This window comes from Nocardia sp. NPDC050710 (assembly GCF_040654375.1).
Classification (GTDB): Bacteria; Actinomycetota; Actinomycetes; order Mycobacteriales; family Mycobacteriaceae; genus Nocardia.
The window spans coordinates 74061-92165 of sequence record NZ_JBFAHV010000014.1 but is presented as its reverse complement, the minus strand read 5'-3'; the positions used below and the strand labels follow the sequence as shown (position 1 = coordinate 92165).

Here is an 18105-nt window from a genome sequence, read left to right as displayed (position 1 = left end):
ATTCGCGACGGTCGCCCTAGCCGAGCAGCTCGTCCACGTAGCACCAGCGCCAGGCCTCGCCCGGTTCGACGCTGCGCATGACGGGATGCGCGGTGCTGCCGTAATGCTTGGTGGCGTGATTGCCGGGCGAGGAATCACAGCAGGCGATATGGCCACAGGTCAGGCACATGCGCAGATGTACCCACACCAATCCCTCGGCCAGGCATTCGGCGCACTCGTCGGGTTCGGTGGGTTCGCGCACCAGCGGCGCCGTGCGCAGATGGTCGCAGTTGTCGGTGACTTCGGGCAGGGCGAGCGGTTCGATCCGTTCCTCTTCTGACTCGTCGAACCGGTCGATCATCGACTCCTCGAGGTCGAGACGGGCCAGTACATGCTGCAGGATCTCGTAGTCGAGCCGACCCGAATCCCGCACCCGCAGTACGGTTTCCCGTTCGGCCTGCAGCATCGCCAGCCGCAGCCGCCGGTACTCGGCGGTGGGGGTGGCCTGTTCGGATTCGGAACGACCGAGTCGTTCCCAGGCCGCGTTGGTCTGCCAGGTGACCCGATCACGCAGCGACTGCACCACGGTCTCCGGGGTGTCGGGGGTGATGCGCGCATCCAGTTCGGCAAGGCCCGCCGCCACCGCCTGCTGCAACAGATTCGCCTTCTGTAGCGCGTCCTCCGCGCGGCTCGGGCCACGCAACCGCAGCAGCCGCACCAGCCAGGGCAGCGAAGTACCTTGCAGCAGTAGCGTTCCCGCGACCACGACCAGGGCGAGCAGTTTCAGCACCGCCAGCTGCGGGGTGCCCTCGGGCAGCAACAGCACCGCGGCCAGGGTGACCACACCGCGCATACCCGCCCACGACACCACCGCCGGATGCGTCAGTGGGGCGGACTCCTTGCCGAGCCCACGCATCAGCAGCATCCACGGGAAGATCCACAACGGCCGGGCCAGCATCACCGTCAGCAGGACCGCGCCCGCCGCGAGCACCAGCGTCGCGTGGTCGAGCCCACTGCTCCACGCGTCCTCCAGAATGGCGCGCACCTGCAATCCGATGATCAGGAAGACCGAACATTCCAGAATGAATTGGATGGTGCGCCAATTGGTGCGTTCGGCGATGCGCGAGGCCGCGCTCTGCCAAACCGGCGCGCCGTGCCCGAGGATCATGCCGCAGGTGACCACCGCGATCACCCCGGAGGCGCCGATCTCCTCGGCGGGCAGGTACGCGATGAACGGCGCCAGGAACGACAGCGTGGTATCGAGCACCGGATCGGTGATCCGCCGCCGCAGCATCGCGAGCAGATACGCCACCACGATCCCGACCAGCGCGCCGCCACCGGCCGCGAGCAGGAAGTCGACGCCGGCCCGCCACAGCTCGTAGGTGCCCGCCGCGGCGGCGATCGCGGTCCGCAAGGTCACCAGGGCGGTCGCGTCGTTGAACAGCGACTCGTCCTCGAGGATGGTGACGATGCGACGCGGCATCCCGATGCGGCGGGCCACCGCTGTCGCCGCCACCGCGTCCGGCGGGGCCACCACCGCACCCAGCGCGACCGCCACCGCGAACGGCACCGGCAGCAGCCAGTACACCACCGCCGCCACGGCGAAGGTGCTGAACAACACCAATCCCACCGATAACAGAGCGATGGTGCGTATATTGGCCCGGAAATCCACCAGCGAGGTCCGGATCGCCGCCGTATACAACAGCGGCGGCAGCAGCCCGAGCAGAATGATCTCCGGATCGGGATGGACCTCCGGCACAAACGGCAGATACGACGCAGCAACCCCGGCCAGCGTCAGCACGAGCGGCTCGGAGATCCCGAACCGACGCGCCAGCGCGGCCAGCGCCGTCGCCGAGGCAACGAGAACAACCAGCCCGATCGCGACATGCACGGACGCATTCTCGCAGAGCACACGAGCCTTGCCGCACCTGCCGACCAATTGGGCGGGGCAACCACCGGGTATCCCGGTTCCGGAGCTCCGACCCGATACATGACGCGTACCGCGTCACCGGAACCGCTGTGCGAGTGACGTTCGAGCGCAATGCTGATCGGCACACGAAGGAAGGTAGGCATGGAGGAGTTTGCATCCTGGCGGGCCACCGGACGGCGGTTCACCCATCGCGGCCATCAAATTTTCTGGCAGGACGGCGGCGCCCGTGCCGACGGCGACACCCTGCTCTGCATCCACGGTTTCCCGACCGCTTCGTGGGATTGGCACGCGATCTGGCCGGGGCTGTGCGCTCGGTTCGCGCGGGTCCTCGCACCGGATATGGTCGGTTTCGGCTGGTCGGCGAAACCGCGACACTACGACTACACGATCGCCGACCAGGCCGATCTGCACGAACAGTTGCTGCGCGAACAGGGCATCGCGCGGTTCCACATCCTGGCCCACGACTACGGCGACACCGTCGCCCAGGAACTGCTGGCCCGGGCCGCCGAACGCGCGCGGGCGGGCGACGAGTCGCTGGTGATCGAATCGGTCTGCCTGCTCAACGGCGGGCTGTTCCCCGAGGCGCACCGGGCCCGGCTCATCCAGCGGCTGCTGGCCGGGCCGCTCGGACCGCTGCTCGGCGTGCTCGGCACCGAACGCACCTTCTCCCACAGCCTGGCGGCCGTCTTCGGCCCCGACACCAAACCCGATGCCGAGGCCAGGCGGCAGTTCTGGATCCTGTGGTGTAGCAAACACGGAAAACGCAACGGGCACAAACTGATCCGCTATATGGCCGAACGGCGCAAGCATCGTGAACGCTGGGTCGGCGCGCTGCGCGAGGCCACCGTCCCGGTCCGCTTCATCGACGGCCTGCTCGACCCGGTCTCCGGAGCGCATATGGTGCGGCGCTACCGCGAGCTGATCCCCGAGCCGGATGTCGTCGAGCTGCCGAAGGTCGGGCACTACCCGCAATTGGAGGCGCCCGAGGCGACGCTCGCGGCGTTCCTCGAATTCCACGGCACCCGCGTGCGGTAGGAGGATTTCGGACTCGCGGGGCCACCGTTCGGCGCACAGCGTCACAGCAACCGGACCGCACTATGGGACACCCCATAGAATGTCGGTGTGGTTGCCGCACGACGATCCAGCACCGAACCCGGTCGGCCCCGCGTCTCCGAGCCGCGGCGGCGGATGATCGAGGGTGCGATCGATTCGCTGCGGGTGCACGGCGCCAGCGCCACCAGCGTGGATCGGGTACTCGCCAGCACGGGCGCGCCGCGCGGCTCGGTCTACCACCATTTCCCAGGCGGGCGCACCCAGCTCGTCAACGACGCAGTACGCACCGCGGGCGACATCATGTCCGAATTCATCGAGCGCCTCACTCGCGACAGCGACCCCGACCAAGCACTGCAGAAGTTCGCCGCGATGTGGCGACGCACACTGCGCGACAGCGACTTCCGCGCGGGCTGCCCGATCTTCGCGGTCGCGGTGGAAACCAATGACGAAGCCCCCGAATTCGCCACCACCGCCGCCGAGATCTTCGCCCGCTGGCACACCGCCCTCGCCGACCTGCTTATCCGCAACAACGTGCCCGCCGAACGCGCGGCCCGCCTGGCCACCCTCACCGTCGCCTCCTTCGAGGGCGCCATCCCACTGAGCCGCATCCAGCGCAGCACAACCCCACTCGACGACGCCGTCCAGGAATTGCGCGCACTCCTGGCCGCCGCGACCGCCCGCTGAATCGGCGTCGGATTCACTCGCCCGGGCGCACACTCCGACGGCCTGCTATCGCCTTACTGGTCACCACGGTGGGTCCGCCGCGTGACCGCGTTCCTTCCATCGGGGTCCGGTATCGGCCCGTGAGGGGTACGCGGCGGCCGATCGCCACGTCCTGGCGTACATAGAGTCGTCTCATGATCGAGATCCCTGAGGCATTCGCTCGCATGAAGTCGGCCAACGAGGGCGAACGCGGACGCGCTTGGATCACCGCCCTGCCCGGCCTGGTGGACGAGCTGTTGCACCGCTGGTCTTGCACACCCACGGGATCGGTGATGCATGGCCAGGTCGGGATCGTGATCCCGGTGCGGCACCGTGAACTTCCGTCCGCGGTTATCAAAGTCTCGTTCCCACACCCGGGCAACGTCCACGAACCAGATTCGTATGCGACCTGGAACGGGCAAGGCGCGGTGCGCCTGTATGCGCGCGACGACGACAACTTCGCAATGCTGCTGGAACGAGCGTCGCAACGCACACTCGTCACCATCACCGACCCCGAGGAAGCACTGACCATCCAGGGCAGACTGTCACACCGGCTGGCCGTCGCCGCGCCACCCGGGCTGCCCAAGCTGTCGGATCGGGTCGATGACTGGGAGCGTGAAATCCTTTCCACGGCTGCAGCCTTCGGCCATCCGCTGCCACGCAAGGTTCTCAACGCTGCTGTGGCCACTCTGCGCGAGCTCGGCCCCGATCAACCCGACTTCCTCGTACACGGCGACCTGCACGACGCCAACATCGTGGCTTCCGATCGTGAACCCTGGCTCGCGATCGACCCCAAGTCCTTTGTCGGAGACCCCGCACACGACGCCCTCAATGTGATCCGCAGCCCCCGCTTCGAAAACCTGCTCCGCTCCTCGAATATGAGGCCGACGGTGCTCGGTTTCCTCGATATCTTTTGCGACGCTGCCCGAATCGACTCCGAACGGGTACGTCGCTGGACTCAGGTCGGAGCGGTTCGGGAAGCGATGTGGGGGCGGCGACACGGCGGCCCCGAATGGCTCATCCACGCCACCGACCACCTCGCCCGAGCGCTTACCTGAAGGCCTGATCTCAGCATCCGCCCGCGCATCTCTTGACACTCGGACTATGGTGTATGCCATAGTCCTGGCCGACGGGAGATCGGACGCGGAACGCAGTGATGCCGAATCCGATTGCCGCCGGACCGCTACCGTGCGCCCCGAGGAGACACTGATGCCGCGTGCCGCAGAGCTCGACTTGCCGACGATCGACGTGGAACAGGACGGGCGGGTGCTCACGGCGCGTGTCGTCGCACCGCCACTGAACTTCGTGACCACCGAACTCGTCCGCGATCTGGACCTGCTGACCGCGGCCGCCGACGCCGACGACACGGTCGGCGCGGTGGTCCTGACCGGCGGCCTGCCGGGACGCTTCCTGACCCACGCCGACCCGAGCGCGTTGACGGGCATGATCGAACTGCCACACCCGTTCGTGCCCGCCCGGGTCGCGGCGCCCGCGCTGCGACTGGCGTCGCTGGCCATGCGGGTGCCCGGTGCGGCGCGGACGGTGGAACGTTTCGGCGGCGGTCTCGGCGCCGGGCTGGTGTGGGGCTACCGGTGGAAGCGCACGACGCTGCGGATGAACCGGTCCGGGGTGGTGTACCTGGCCGCGATCAACGGGCCCGCACTGGGCGGCGGTCATGAGATCGCGCTGGCTTGCGACCTGCGCTACGCCGCCGACGCCGAGCATGTCCGGCTCGGTCAGATCGAATCGCTGGCCAACCTCATTCCGGGTGGCGGCGGCACCCAGCGCCTGCCGCGGCTCATCGGCGCGGCCAAGGCCATCGAACTGACCCTGGAGGGCGCGCCGGTGTCCGCGGCGGACGCGCTGCGGCTGGGCCTGGTGCACCGGCTGACCCCACCGGATCGGTTGCTCACCGAAACCCAGGCCACCGCGGCACGTTTGGCGACCCGCAACCCGGTCGTCGTCGCCGAACTCAAGCGCGCCATCTACTTCGGTGTCGATCAACCGCTCTCGCGCGGCCTGGATCGGGAGCAGGCCGGTTTCGTCTCGGTGGGCACCACCGCCGCCGCGACCCGCACCACCCGCGCCTTTTTCGACGATCTCGAACGCCTCGGCGATACCCCGTTCCTCGCCGATCTCACGCCGTGGCTCAACGGCACCCGCGTCGATCAGGTGGGCCGATGAGCACCGGCGCGACGGGTGCCGCCGAACCTCGGCACGACAACGCGACCGGCGATCGCTCGTCGCCGGGCAGCGCCGCGCAGGAGCAGTGGCACAAGACCGCCTGCATCCTGTGCGAGAACAACTGCGGGCTTCTCGTTCAACTCGACGGGCGACGTTTCGCCAAGATCCGCGGCGACAAGGAACACGTCGCCTCCGCCGGATACACCTGCAACAAGGCGCTGCGCCTTGACCACTATCAGAACGGCGGCACTCGCCTCACCAGCCCGTTGCGCCGTGAAGCCGACGGAAGTTTCACCGAAATCGACTGGGACACCGCCATATCCGAGGTCGCCGCACGCCTGCGCGCGGTCCGGGACGCGCACGGCGGCGACACGATCTTCTTCTACGGCGGCGGCGGGCAGGGCAACCACCTCGGCGGCGCGTATGCCGGGGCGCTGCGCCGCGCGCTGGGCAGCCGCTACCGCTCCAGCGCGCTGGCTCAGGAGAAAACCGGTGAGGGCTGGGTCGACGCGCACCTGACCGGCGGTCACACCACGGGCAATTTCGAGCACGCCGAGGTGTCGGTGTTCCTGGGTAAGAATCCGTGGCAGTCGCACGGGGTGCCGCGGGCCCGCACCATCCTGCAACAGATCGCGAAGGACCCGGCGCGCGCCATGATCGTGGTCGATCCGGTGCGCACCGAAACCGCCGACCTCGCCGATATCCACTTACAGGTCCGTCCCGGCACCGACGCGTGGTGCCTGGCCGCCCTGCTGGCTGTACTGGTGCAGGACGATCTGATCGATCACGGGTTCCTCGCCGAGCACACCGGTCAGGCCGAGACGGTCCTGGCGGCGCTGCGCGGGATCGATATCGCCGGTTACGCCGACATCTGCGGTGTCCCCGCCGATCTGTTGCGGGCCGCGGCGCACCGCATCGGCGCCGCGGACTCGGTAGCCACCTACGAGGATCTCGGGGTGCAGCAGAGCCCCAACAGCACCCTCATCTCCTATCTGAACAAACTGCTCTGGCTACTGACCGGAAATTTCGCCAAACCCGGTGCCATGCAACCACATTCGTGGATGGTGCCGCTCGCGGGCTACAGTCGCGACATCAAACGCAGCCCGGTCACCGGCGCACCCGTCCTCGGTGGCATGCTGCCGTGCAATTCGATCGCCGAGGAGATCCTCACCGATCATCCGAAACGATTCCGCGCGATGATCATCGATTCCGCGAATCCGGCGCATTCCCTGGCCGATTCGACCACCTTCCGTGCCGCGCTCGACGCGCTCGACCTGGTGGTCGTCATCGATGTCGCGCTCACCGAGACCGCCCGCCACGCCGACTATGTGCTGCCCGCGGCCAGCCAATTCGAGAAATGGGAGGCCACCTTCTTCAATCTCGAATTCCCGCATAACAGTTTCCACCTGCGTGCACCGCTGCTGGACCCGCTGCCGGGCACCCTGCCCGAGCCGGAGATCTACGCCCGCCTGGTCCGCGAACTCGGCGCGGTCGGCCGCACCACCCACACCGTGCTGGCGGCCGCCGCGAAACTCGGCCGCCGCCCCTACGCGATGGCATTCGCCGCGCTGCTGGCCACCGACAAGAAGATCGCGGGCCTGGCCCCGTACCTGCTGTACGAGACGCTGGGCCCGACCCTGCCCGAGAACGCGCGTTCGGCTTCGGTGCTGTGGGCGCTGACCCAGCGCGTCGCGAAACTGTATCCGGCGGCCATGCGTCGCGCGGGCCACCGCTCGGCCGACGCCCTGTTCGACGCCATCCTCGCGGGCCGCTCCGGGGTCACCTTCACCGTCGACGACTACGCCGACGCCTGGGACTATCTGCCGCACCCCGATCGGCGTATCCCGCTCGCGATCCCACAACTCCTGGACGCCCTGCGTGCCCTGGACACCACCCCCGCCACCCATACCAGCGCTGAATACCCGTTCGTGCTCGCCGCCGGAGAACGCCGATCCTTCACCGCCAACACCATTTTCCGTGACAACAGCTGGCGTCGCCGCGACCCCCAGGGCGCTCTGCGTCTCAATCCCGACGATGCCACCCGCCTGGGTGTGAGCGACGGCGACCGCGCCCGCATCACCACCCACCGCGGGACGGCCATCGCCGCCGTGGAAATCACCGACCGCATGCAGCCCGGTCACGCATCCCTGCCCAACGGTCTCGGCCTGGACCTGCCCGACGGCGACCGGGTCGGGGTCGCCGCCAACGAACTCACCGATGCGACCCGCCGCGACGCCTTCGCCGGGACACCGTGGCACAAACATGTCCCCGCCCGCATCGAGGCGATGCCGGGGGAATGAGATCACTCGGTCATCGAGTGACCCTGCCCGCGTTGACCATTCGGCCGTCGGGTTGTCCGGACAGACAACCGGGCCCGGTGACCGTACAGTCGGCGCATGGCGTTCCAACTCGAACTACAGCCCGCCCCACCCCTCCAATTGACCCCGGAATGCCTGGTGTACACCGGAACCGCGCGGATGTTCGTCACCGGCATCATGGTCCAGTCCTCCGGCGCGCCGGGTGAACAGTTCGGCTTCTTCCTGCCGGACGCGCCACCACTGCCCGACGGCGCCGCCGAACCGCGGCTGTGGGCCGAAGCGGCGCTCATGACCGGGATCGCCACCTCCACCTCCGGAACCTTCCCCTTCGGTGTGGAACGGGTGCACGCGGCGTACCTGCCCGACCCGCGCGGCGGCGGCAACCGCTGGCTGAACCTGTCCGGCACCGCCCACGTGGGGCGCGAGATCCGGCTCGGCTACCGCGTCACCGTCCTCACGGTCTGACCGCGCTCACCTCATTCGACGGTGCGGCATTCACCGTCACCCAGGTGCTGTTGACCGCGGCATGCCGGAGAGGGTGTCCACCACGGCATGGTCGCGGGGGAGAGCTCAGCGAATTCGGGCGGCTTTCATCGTCTTCATCGCATGGAGCAGAAATGCCGCATGCTGTGCTGGAGTGCGACCGAAGGCAGGGTCGAAGCCGACGACATGCTGTGCGGAGATGTTCTGCGGCTCAACGTACTTCATCAACCCCGCGGTTCCGTGGCGGCGTCCCAGCCCGGACTGCTTCATGCCGCCCATGGGCGCATCCTGAGAGGCGTACGACGCGGCGTAGCCCTCGTTGATGTTCACTGTGCCCGCTTGGATGCGAGCGGCGATACGGCGGGCACGTTTGATGTCTTTGCTGAAAACCGCGGCATTCAAACCATATTCGGTGTCGTTGGCGAGCGCGATCGCCTCGTCCTCGGAGTCGAACGGCACGATCGTAACCACAGGACCGAAGGTCTCCTCGCGGTAGAGCTGCGCTGTCGGGGGCACATCGGTGAGTACCGTGGGCTCATAGAAGTAGGGCCCGATATCCGGCCGAGCGGTACCGCCGGCGACGACCACCGCGCCTGCCGCCACCGCATCCTGCACGTGTGTGATGACTCGGTCGAGTTGTTTCGCCGAGGTCAGTGATCCGATGCCGCCCGTGAATTCGATTGCAGTGCTGAGCGGTAGCGCGCGAGTACGGGCGCCGAAGGTGCCGACGAACTGTTGGTAGATCGCCTTGTCCACATAGATGCGTTCGATCGACACGCAGAGCTGCCCGGCATTGGCGAAACAGCCGCGGACAGCGGCGGACGCGGTCGCCTCGATGTCCGCGTCGCGCAGAACCAGCATGGGGTTCTTACCACCGAGCTCGAGGGAGCAGCCGGTGAGATTCGCGGCGGCCCGGGTCGCAATTGCCTTGCCCGCGGCCGTGGATCCGGTGAAGCAGACGAAGTCGGCATTGTCGATCAACGTATCACCGATGTCGGCGGGCTGGCCCAGAACAACCTGCCACAGGTCTGCCGGCAGCCCGGCCTCGATGAGGAGCATGCGCGGCCACAGGCTGGACAGCGCGGTCTGTGTGTCGGGCTTGTGTACGACCGCGTTTCCCGCCAAGAGCGCTGGGATGACGTCCATCGTGAGCGACAGTGGATAGTTCCACGGCGTGATAGTGGTGACGACCCCTTTCGGGTGATAAGTCTCCCGAGTCTGGGTGAACAAAGGAAGCGCCCCGGCGCGTCGCTTGGGAGACAGCAACTTCGGCGCACGGCGGGCGAAGTACAGGGTGGACCCTACGCCGTCCATCAGTTCCTCGAGTGCGTGAAGCCGGGCCTTGCCGGTTTCCCACTGGACGATGTCGAGAGCTTGGGCCTGCCGAGCGAGCATCATGTCGTGGAATTTCAGGAACAGGGCCGCGCGCTGTTTTACCGGCACGGTGGCCCACTCGCGTTGCGCTGCACGAGCTCGGTCGAACGCAGTCTCGACATCCTTCGGAGCACTCTGCGGTACTGCTGCCAGCGTCCGGCCGTCCAACGGGGAAATGGTGGTCACCGGCGCGGCAGAACCCGTGACGCCGCGCATGAGCTGCTCGATCAAGGCGTTCGGCAGGGCGTTCTCGCCGTCGGTGTGTGCCGCCGTCGTGCTCGATAGCTGATTCATTATTCGCTCCTTGTCTGCGTCCATCAGCGTCGCCATATATGAGGCTGATCACCATGTGCTGGCGCAACGCATTCGCCGCGCATGGTTGTGCCGCAGCACAACCCATGAAGTAAGGGTTTTGGGGCAGCTGAATGCGTGCAGGCTGTGGACGAACCTCGGGGGTGGAAGCGGTCTGGTTCAGGGTCTGAATCAGACCGCTCCGGTCGCCGACGAACGGCGATGTCGAGGTCCGCGGATTTCCATTCCAGCGTTCGGTCGACGTCGATCAGCGTGATAGGACGACCGACTGCATCATCGCCAGCAGGAGGGCGCCGCCGGCTTCGAGCCGTTGATCGGCGGTGCGGGGGTCGTCGCTTACCGTTTCGATGGTCATCTTCAGGCCGTCGAAGGAGCCGACGAGGACGGTGGCGAGCAGGTCCGGGTCGACTTCGCCGGACACCTCACCGATGTGCTGGGCGTCGCGAATGAGGTCGGCGACGCCGTCGATCCATCGGCGGGTCAGTTCCATGGCCAGGGTTCGGGTCGCGGGCACCTCGGCGAGGTTCTGGGCAAGGCGCGAGATGACCCAGGCGTCGGGGTCGTCACGGTGCAGGTCCAGCATGGCGGGCAGCAGCGCTTCCAGCCGCCGCACGCCAGGGGGTGTCGTGGCCAGTCGTGCTTGTACCCGATCGAGCCATTGCGCGTGCTTCTCGGTGAGCACGGCAACGGCAAGGGCTTCCTTGCTCTCGAAATGAAAGTAGACCGAGCCCTTGGTCATTCCGCTCTCTTCGATCACGTCGGCCATGCGTGCCCGGTCGTAACCGACCTGTGCGAACACCGCGGCGGCGGCATCGAGGATCCGCTCTCGGGATGCCGCTCCATGTTCGGTCGGGCCGGGCGGGCGGCCGACGCGTCGCTGGGCCGGCGTGCTGCGGTGGGGGCTTGCCATGTCCTCATCATAGCGGTATTAATTAGACCGGCATGCAGGTTTAATCAAGGAGGTAGTAGTGGCCGGATACTTCGACCGACAGCGAGTACTGGTGACCGGGGCGTCATCGGGAATCGGGCGCGCGTTCGCCGCGCACGTCGCCGCAGATGGTGGTGACCTCGTTCTGGTCGCCCGCAGGGAGGCGGTTTTGCGAGCACAAGCCGACGAACTGCACGCACAATTCGGTTCGAGCGTGGAGGTCATCCCCGCGGACCTCAGCGCCCAGGGCGCCGCGGTGGGCGTCGCCGAACTGCTCGCCCAACGTGCCATCACCGTCGACGCGCTCGTCAACAACGCGGGACTCGGAATCCACGGCGACCTCGCCGATGCCGACCTCGGGGCGGTCTCGAGTCAGATCGCGGTGAACATCACCGCCTTGACCGAGCTCACCGCAATCCTGTTGCCCGGCATGATCGCTCGCGGACGCGGCGCCGTCGTCAATGTGGCCAGCACTGCCGCGTTTCAGCCGGTTCCGCACATGGCGGTGTATGCGGCGACCAAGGCGTACGTGCTGTCCTTCACCCGCGCGCTCTGGTCCGAGACCCGCGGCACCGGAGTCCGGGTACTCGCTGTGAGCCCGGGTGCCACCGACACCGCATTCTTCGAGATCGCCGGCGAGGACGCCTCGGTCGGCAGCCGGCGCACTCCCGAACAGGTCGTCGAAGCGGCCTGGCACGCGCTCGGGTCCAACCGCCCGGACATCATCGACGGCGCGGCGAACGCAATGCTGGCGCGCATCGCCGGCCGAATTCCCGCCAAGTGGGCGATCGCGCTCGCCGAACGTTCCGTACGGCCGGAATCGCCTGCATCCCAAACCAACTGATCGATTCGGAAAGAGTACGACATGCACATCCAGCAGTTCGCCAGAGCGGCCGCGGCCGCGGTAAACAAGCACAGCGTCGATGAGGTCGTCGGCCTGTGGCGAGAGCCCGCCGCCTACGACTCACCCCTGACGGGTCCGCAGCAAGGGCTTGCGGCGCTGGCCGCCCGAGAGTCCGCGCTGTTCGACGGTTTCAGCGACCTCACCGCCACTGTCCAGCCCCTCGGGCAAGAGGGTTCCACCGGTGCCGCGCTGGTTCGCTTCGACGGTACCCACGACGGGCACTACGCGGGAATAGCGCCGAGCGGGAACACGATTGCCATCGAGATGGTCGCCGTCGTCACCTTCGACGACGACGGCTACGTCATCGGCGAACGCGTCTTCCTCGACACCGCGGCAGTCCTGCGTCAACTCACCGGACGCGCCGACACCGGAACGACCTAACCTCGCCGAATTCATCCCGACCGCACTACCCGACGGAGCAGAACTCGCCTCGTAGTCGACGTAGACGAACCCGACTACCTCGCCAGCAGCTTCGTGCACGCGGTCGAGCGGCTGCCCCTGCACACTCCGACGGCCGGCCCGAGTGCCTCAATAATCGAGGGCGTGTTCCGGTTGGCAGACATCCATGGGAGAGGGCAGATAGCGGGCAATGGCGTCCAGGAGCGTGGCGATGTCATCGCTCGTGGACGCGCCACCGCATAGGACGGGTACGACGTCACCGATGCGGGTGAGGTAGCGGATGCGGTGATGCAACTGGTCGAGCGGGATGTCGCACAGGGCGGGGGAGTCGTTCGGATCCGAGGGGGCTTGTTCCATGACCGTTTTCACGAGGTCGCCGTACCACCGCCCGGCGACTTCCCAATGGCTGCCGTAGAGTTCGGCGGCCAGCGGTTCGAGTGCCCATAGCGGGAGCAGGTCGATGACGCCTTCGAACGTGGGGTCGGCGCCGATGGGGATCTGCAGCGTCAGTGGGACCGCGCCGCGGGTGTCGGCGATCGTGCGGACGCAACGGTCGAAATCCGCGGCGGGGTGGTCGATTCCGTTGATCAGGCACAGGCGGGCGACCTGGTAGTCGTCGGCGACCCGCAACATCATCTCGAGGCGCGCGGTGGGGTTCGCGGCGGCGTTCACGACCGCGATCACACCGTCGGCTGCGCGGATGGACCGCTCCAGGTCCGCGATGGGTGCGTGGCTCGTCAGCTCGGCGATACGAATCGTGTGCTCGACGCGGCCCGTCGTCCAATCGACCGTGGCCCGGGTATCGGAGCCGGGCCGGCCGGAGCGGCGGCGCAGGAGGTGGGCCACTCGGGTGGTCTCGTCGGGGTCGCCCATGATGGTGACGTTGCGGATTGTCTGTGGATCAATGGCTTTGGCGCCCATCGGTTGTGGTACTCCAGATCGACTCGAGGTGTCGGGACGTCCTCGATCCGGACTCACCGTACCTCCGCCTGCGGATTGCTGGAGCGGAATTCGGCCCCAAAGTAGAACGTGTTCCTATACCGTCGGGCTGTGCAGAAAGAACAACGGCCCGCAGTGGCAGACTGGTTCACTGCGGACGACGGCGTGGTGCATCTGAAGGGAAGCCGCTGCAAGGATTGCGCCACACCGTATTTCCCGCGGAACACGCTGGCCTGTCGGAATCCGCAATGTTCCGGTCCGCGGGATGGCTCCGAACTCGTCGAGCATCTGTTTTCCAGACATGGGCGGATCTGGTCGTATGCGGACGCCCGATACAAACCTCCGGCGCCCTATGTGTCGCCCGAACCGTTCGAGCCGTATGTCATTGCGGCAGTGGAGCTCGAGGTCGAGCAGATGGTGATTCTCGGACAGGTCGTGCGCGGCCTCACGGTGGACGACCTGGCCGTCGGTATGCCGGTCGAATTGACTCTCGGCACGTTGTACGCCGACGAGGAAGCGGAGCACACGGTGTGGATGTGGAGGCCGGTCAATGACTGACATGAATGATCGCGACATCGCCGTCCTCGGTGCGGGCATGCACCAGTGGGGCAAGTGGGGACGCAATTTCGTCGAATACGGGCTGGTCGCCGCTCGCGCGGCGCTGGCCGATGCCGGGGTCGACCACCTCGACGTCGGCTATATCGCCGGCGCGGACACCATCCGCAATGGATACCCCGGTTTCGTCTCGGGCGCGACTTTCGCTCAGGCGCTGGGTTGGTCGGGTGCGCGGATCTCGAGCAGCTATGCTGCCTGCGCCTCCGGTGCGCAGGCCATCGCCAACGCACGCGCCCAGATTCTGGCGGGGTTGTGCGACGTGGCGCTGGTGGTGGGCGCGGATGCCGCCCCGAAGGGCTTCTTCCAGCCGGTCGGCGGTGAGCGACGCGATGATCCGGACTGGTTGCGTTTCCACCTGCTCGGCGCTACCAATCCCATCTATTTCGCGCTGTATGCCCGCCGCCGGATGGCGCTGCACGGTGCCACGCTCGACGATTTCGCCGCGGTCAAGGTGAAGAACGCCAGACACGGCCTGAACAACCCGTATGCCCGCTATCGCAAGGAGGTTTCGGTCGAGGAGGTCGCCGCCTCGGCGATCGTCTCGGACCCATTGCGGCTGCTCGACATCTGCGCGACCAGCGACGGCGGGGCCGCACTGGTGTTGACGTCGATGGAGTACGCGCGTCGGCACGGCGTCGCCGACCCGGTCCGCATCCGGGCGCTGTCGACGGTCACGCCGACGTTCCCGAAAACCGTTCTCGACCTGCCGGATTTCGCGACGGACTCCGCTGTGGCCGTCGAGGCCCCGCCCCGAGCGTTCCGTTCCGCCCTCGCGCACGCCGCGTACGAGGAGGCCGGGCTCGGTCCCGCCGACCTGTCCCTCGCGGAGGTCTACGACCTGTCCACCGCGCTGGAGCTGGACTGGTATGAGGATATCGGGCTCTGCGAGACGGGCCGCGCGGAGGAACTGTTGCGCAGCGGCGCAACAACATTGGGCGGACGGGTGCCGGTGAACCCCAGCGGCGGCCTGGCCTGTTTCGGTGAGGCGATCCCCGCACAGGCCATCGCCCAGATCTGCGAGCTCACGTGGCAGCTGCGCGGACAAGCCGACGGCCGCCAGGTGGACAACGCCCGCGCGGGTATCGCGGTGAACCAGGGCCTCTTCGGCCACGGCTCGGCCATCATCGCCACCCGCTGACATCGCGGCGGCGTTTGGCAACTCATGACCGTCATGAACACGAATCCTGCGGCCGTGACGTCGGCTCACACTTTGTCTGGGCTGACGTGAACCGGGAGAGCTCCTGTGCGCCAGACGATCCGCAAGATCAGTTCGGAGAACCGCCAACCCGCGCTCGTCCGCACCGCGTGCGCTTGGAACACCCCACCTGCCAGGAAGTGGGATTCGAGCGTGGCCGGGTCCGTGGTGCCAGATGCCCACAGGTGCATTGCGGTGACGTTGGCCTGCAGCCGCGCGGCGTCACCGTCGAGCTCGACTATGTGGTCGGTGGTCATGTGATGGGTGGCCCGGAACAGAGCGATGGCCTCGATCTGCTGAACTGCTATTTCCTCATGGCCGACCCGGGCAATGCCCGTTGGACTCACCCAGCGACCGTCCGCGGTAAACGTCGCCTCAACGATCGTGTGGTCTACCCGTTTGTCATCCACTGCTCGGTAGTAGCGGCAAAGCAGCCCGCTGATCTCTGCTTGATCCCCTGATCCAACTGTTGCTTTCATGACCTCAACAGTTGATCACCTGCCTTGCATCGAGCTTACGTAGCTCATGCATCGACATCCACCGATACCGCAGTCCCGCAGAGGTATGCGCTGACCACCTTTGGGCGTTGGATCAGCTGCCGTTCCCATCCGCGGAGGCGCCGCCGAAACCGCGCGCGTGTTCGCGCGCCAACCGGCGGATGGTCTCGGCGTCCACTCCCCGCCGGGGATCACCGCGGCGTGCTCGTCGGCCCCGCGAGCGGTTTCGGTGCGCGCCGTGGTCACGATCACCGGAAAACCTCCGATCCCGCCCTCCCGGCGCTACGGTGAGGACCGATGAGGACACCGCCATGACCCCCGCGCACACCGAAATCACCCTGCACCGCGACGGGCTCACCTTGTCCGCGCACCGCTTCGGCGAACCGGACGCGCCCCTCGTCATCCTGATGCACGGATTCCCCGATACCCCGCACAGCTGGGACGCGGCGGTCCCACCGCTGGTCGCGGCCGGATATCAGGTGCTCGCACCGTGGCTGCGCGGCTACACCCTCGGCAGCTACAGCCGCACCGCCCGCTACGACCTGCCCGCGGTCGCCGCCGATATCGCCGCCTGGCAGCACGAATTCGGCGGCGCGCCCGCGCACCTGGTCGGCCACGATTGGGGTGCGTTCGCCGCCATACACCTCGCCAAAACCGCACCGCAGCAATGGAAGTCGCTGAGCGTGCTGGCGATACCGCCGTTCGGTGGCCGCGCCGCGGCCCGCTCCACTCTGCCGTATCTGCCGAGGCAGACGCTCATGTCGTCCTATATCGGACTCATGCAGTCCGCGGCCGCACCCCGCCTGCTGGCACGCTCCGACGCGGCGCTGGTCCGCCGCATCTGGGCGCGCTGGTCACCCGGCTGGGCCTTCACCGACGACCAATTCGCCCCCACCCGCGCCGTCTTCACCGATCAACGGCTCGGCTGGGCCGCCACCCGGTACTACCGGGCACTGTTCCGCGCCCACCGACCGGAGACCCGCGAGTTCTATCGGATACTCACCGCACCACCGGCCCCACTGCCGACTCTCGCCCTGGCTGGCGCGGACGACGGCTGCCTGCACCCCGGACTGCAACGCGCACTCGCCGACAGCGTCGGCGCGCATGCGATCCAGCTCCCCGGATGCGGCCACTTCCTGCACGCCGAGCTACCGGAACAAGTTGCAGCGCAATTACTTTCACATTTCCGCAATAGTGACTGACCAACGGCGCGCACAGTATCACCTCAGAGACGGACGAGCATTTTGCCGGTGTTCGCGCCGCCGAGCACGCCGAGGAACGCTTCGGGTGCCCGCTCGATACCGTCGAACACCGTCTGCTTGGTCCACAGGCTGCCGTCTGCCAGCCATCGGGTGGCCGCGGCAGCATACGCGGGGGCGCGGTCGAGGTGCTCGACCACCAGGAGCCCGCGCAGCGTCAGCTGTTTGACGACGATGTCGTAGAGGTTGACGGGTCCGGGAACCGGGTCGGTGGCGTTGTAGCCGCTGATCATGCCGACCAGAGCCGCGCGACCATACATGCGCAGCGCACCGATCGCGGCCTCGAGGTGGTCACCGCCGACATTGTCGATGTAGACGTCGATTCCGTCGGGCGCGGCCGCCGCCAACTGGTCGGCCACCGATCCGGCGCGGTAGTCGATGGCGACGTCGAACCCGAATTCCTCGGTCAGCACTCGAGTCTTCTCCGGCCCGCCCGCCGACCCGATCACCCGTGCGGCGCCGAACTTCTTGGCCAATTGCCCGGCGACACTGCCGACCGCACCCGCCGCGCCGGAGACGAAAACGACATCGCCCGCCCGGACCCGTGCGATCTCGGTCACCGCCAGATACGCGGTGAACGCCGTCTGCCCCAACCCATCGAGGTAATCCTGCGGGCGGGCGATCGAGACATCGAGGACGGTGGCGTCGGCGGCATCGAGCAGCGCGTGCTCGCGCCAACCGGCGAAGTGGATCACCGTCGCACCCACCGGAATGCCGGGACTGCGTGAGGCGATCACTTCGCCGACCGCATGTCCCTCCAGCACGTGACCGACACCGAACGGTTCGACATAGGACGCACCCGCATCCATCCGGCCCCGCATATACGGATCCACCGACATCCATGTGTTGCGCACCAGAATCTGTCCCGCGCCCGGCTCCGGCACCTTGGTCTCGACCAGCTCGAAATTCTCCGGCCTCGGCACACCCACCGGGCGCGACGCCAGCCGGACCTCGCGGCTCACGATCATGCTCATCTCATCGACTCCCTGTGCTGCGCCATCGGATTGACAGCTCCTACCGTGCCGGAGCGCACT

Annotated in this window: 17 protein-coding genes; 11 read left to right on the top strand and 6 right to left on the bottom strand. The window is 67.3% G+C overall.

The window, feature by feature from the left end; genetic code table 11:
* Positions 1-16 precede the first annotated feature (16 nt).
* Positions 17-1870, bottom strand: coding sequence for a Na+/H+ antiporter (locus tag AB0H61_RS23015; RefSeq protein WP_357307723.1), 1854 nt, complete (start codon positions 1868-1870; stop codon positions 17-19).
* A gap of 180 nt (positions 1871-2050) precedes the next feature.
* On the opposite strand from AB0H61_RS23015, the gene AB0H61_RS23010 reads away from it, so the two are divergent.
* The 6 genes from AB0H61_RS23010 to AB0H61_RS22985 all read left to right on the top strand — a co-directional run bounded on the left by AB0H61_RS23010 (position 2051) and on the right by AB0H61_RS22985 (position 8631).
* Positions 2051-2944 (top strand): alpha/beta hydrolase, encoded by an 894-nt coding sequence (locus AB0H61_RS23010; protein ID WP_357307721.1) that lies wholly within the window; start codon positions 2051-2053, stop codon positions 2942-2944.
* An 87-nt stretch (positions 2945-3031) separates the two neighbouring features.
* Positions 3032-3646, top strand: coding sequence for a TetR/AcrR family transcriptional regulator (locus AB0H61_RS23005; protein WP_357307719.1), 615 nt, complete (start codon positions 3032-3034; stop codon positions 3644-3646).
* A gap of 173 nt (positions 3647-3819) precedes the next feature.
* Positions 3820-4722 carry an aminoglycoside phosphotransferase family protein gene (locus AB0H61_RS23000; protein WP_357307717.1) on the top strand — a complete coding sequence of 301 codons (903 nt, stop codon included), beginning with the start codon at positions 3820-3822 and terminating at the stop codon, positions 4720-4722.
* Positions 4723-4768: 46 nt separating this feature from the next.
* Complete coding sequence (locus tag AB0H61_RS22995; protein WP_357307715.1) at positions 4769-5848, top strand: enoyl-CoA hydratase/isomerase family protein; 1080 nt, start codon at positions 4769-4771, stop codon at positions 5846-5848.
* Entirely contained in the window at positions 5845-8148 is a 2304-nt protein-coding gene (locus tag AB0H61_RS22990) for a molybdopterin-dependent oxidoreductase (RefSeq protein WP_357307713.1), read from the top strand. Before AB0H61_RS22995 ends, AB0H61_RS22990 begins: the two co-directional genes overlap by 4 nt.
* A gap of 96 nt (positions 8149-8244) precedes the next feature.
* A complete protein-coding gene (locus AB0H61_RS22985; RefSeq protein ID WP_357307711.1) occupies positions 8245-8631 on the top strand; it encodes a hypothetical protein in 387 nt (128 codons plus the stop codon).
* 105 nt (positions 8632-8736) lie between these two features.
* Here AB0H61_RS22985 and AB0H61_RS22980 read toward each other — a convergent pair whose 3' ends face one another.
* A complete protein-coding gene (locus tag AB0H61_RS22980; RefSeq protein ID WP_357307709.1) occupies positions 8737-10353 on the bottom strand; it encodes a succinic semialdehyde dehydrogenase in 1617 nt (538 codons plus the stop codon).
* Positions 10354-10582: 229 nt separating this feature from the next.
* Positions 10583-11245 carry a TetR/AcrR family transcriptional regulator gene (locus AB0H61_RS22975; protein ID WP_357307707.1) on the bottom strand — a complete coding sequence of 221 codons (663 nt, stop codon included), beginning with the start codon at positions 11243-11245 and terminating at the stop codon, positions 10583-10585.
* A 58-nt stretch (positions 11246-11303) separates the two neighbouring features.
* On the opposite strand from AB0H61_RS22975, the gene AB0H61_RS22970 reads away from it, so the two are divergent.
* Positions 11304-12107, top strand: a complete 804-nt coding sequence (locus AB0H61_RS22970; RefSeq protein ID WP_357307705.1) for an SDR family oxidoreductase — start codon at positions 11304-11306, stop codon at positions 12105-12107.
* A 21-nt stretch (positions 12108-12128) separates the two neighbouring features.
* Positions 12129-12548 (top strand): ester cyclase, encoded by a 420-nt coding sequence (locus tag AB0H61_RS22965; RefSeq protein WP_357307703.1) that lies wholly within the window; start codon positions 12129-12131, stop codon positions 12546-12548.
* A gap of 147 nt (positions 12549-12695) precedes the next feature.
* Here the strand turns inward: AB0H61_RS22965 and AB0H61_RS22960 are convergent, their stop codons facing one another.
* Complete coding sequence (locus AB0H61_RS22960; RefSeq protein WP_357307701.1) at positions 12696-13487, bottom strand: GTP-binding protein; 792 nt, start codon at positions 13485-13487, stop codon at positions 12696-12698.
* 129 nt (positions 13488-13616) lie between these two features.
* On the opposite strand from AB0H61_RS22960, the gene AB0H61_RS22955 reads away from it, so the two are divergent.
* Together AB0H61_RS22955 and AB0H61_RS22950 are read left to right on the top strand one after the other, a co-directional pair.
* Complete coding sequence (locus AB0H61_RS22955) at positions 13617-14063, top strand: OB-fold domain-containing protein (protein ID WP_357307699.1); 447 nt, start codon at positions 13617-13619, stop codon at positions 14061-14063.
* Complete coding sequence (locus AB0H61_RS22950; RefSeq protein WP_357307697.1) at positions 14056-15258, top strand: lipid-transfer protein; 1203 nt, start codon at positions 14056-14058, stop codon at positions 15256-15258. Before AB0H61_RS22955 ends, AB0H61_RS22950 begins: the two co-directional genes overlap by 8 nt.
* A 65-nt stretch (positions 15259-15323) precedes the next feature.
* Here AB0H61_RS22950 and AB0H61_RS22945 read toward each other — a convergent pair whose 3' ends face one another.
* A complete protein-coding gene (locus AB0H61_RS22945) occupies positions 15324-15794 on the bottom strand; it encodes a nuclear transport factor 2 family protein (RefSeq protein ID WP_357307695.1) in 471 nt (156 codons plus the stop codon).
* A gap of 329 nt (positions 15795-16123) precedes the next feature.
* Between AB0H61_RS22945 and AB0H61_RS22940 the strand changes: the two genes are divergently transcribed.
* The gene (locus tag AB0H61_RS22940; RefSeq protein WP_357307693.1) at positions 16124-17014 is read left to right on the top strand and encodes an alpha/beta hydrolase; all 891 of its coding nucleotides are present in this window, start codon (positions 16124-16126) and stop codon (positions 17012-17014) included.
* 23 nt (positions 17015-17037) lie between these two features.
* Here the strand turns inward: AB0H61_RS22940 and AB0H61_RS22935 are convergent, their stop codons facing one another.
* A complete protein-coding gene (locus AB0H61_RS22935) occupies positions 17038-18045 on the bottom strand; it encodes an NADP-dependent oxidoreductase (RefSeq protein ID WP_357307691.1) in 1008 nt (335 codons plus the stop codon).
* Positions 18046-18105: the final 60 nt, after the last annotated feature.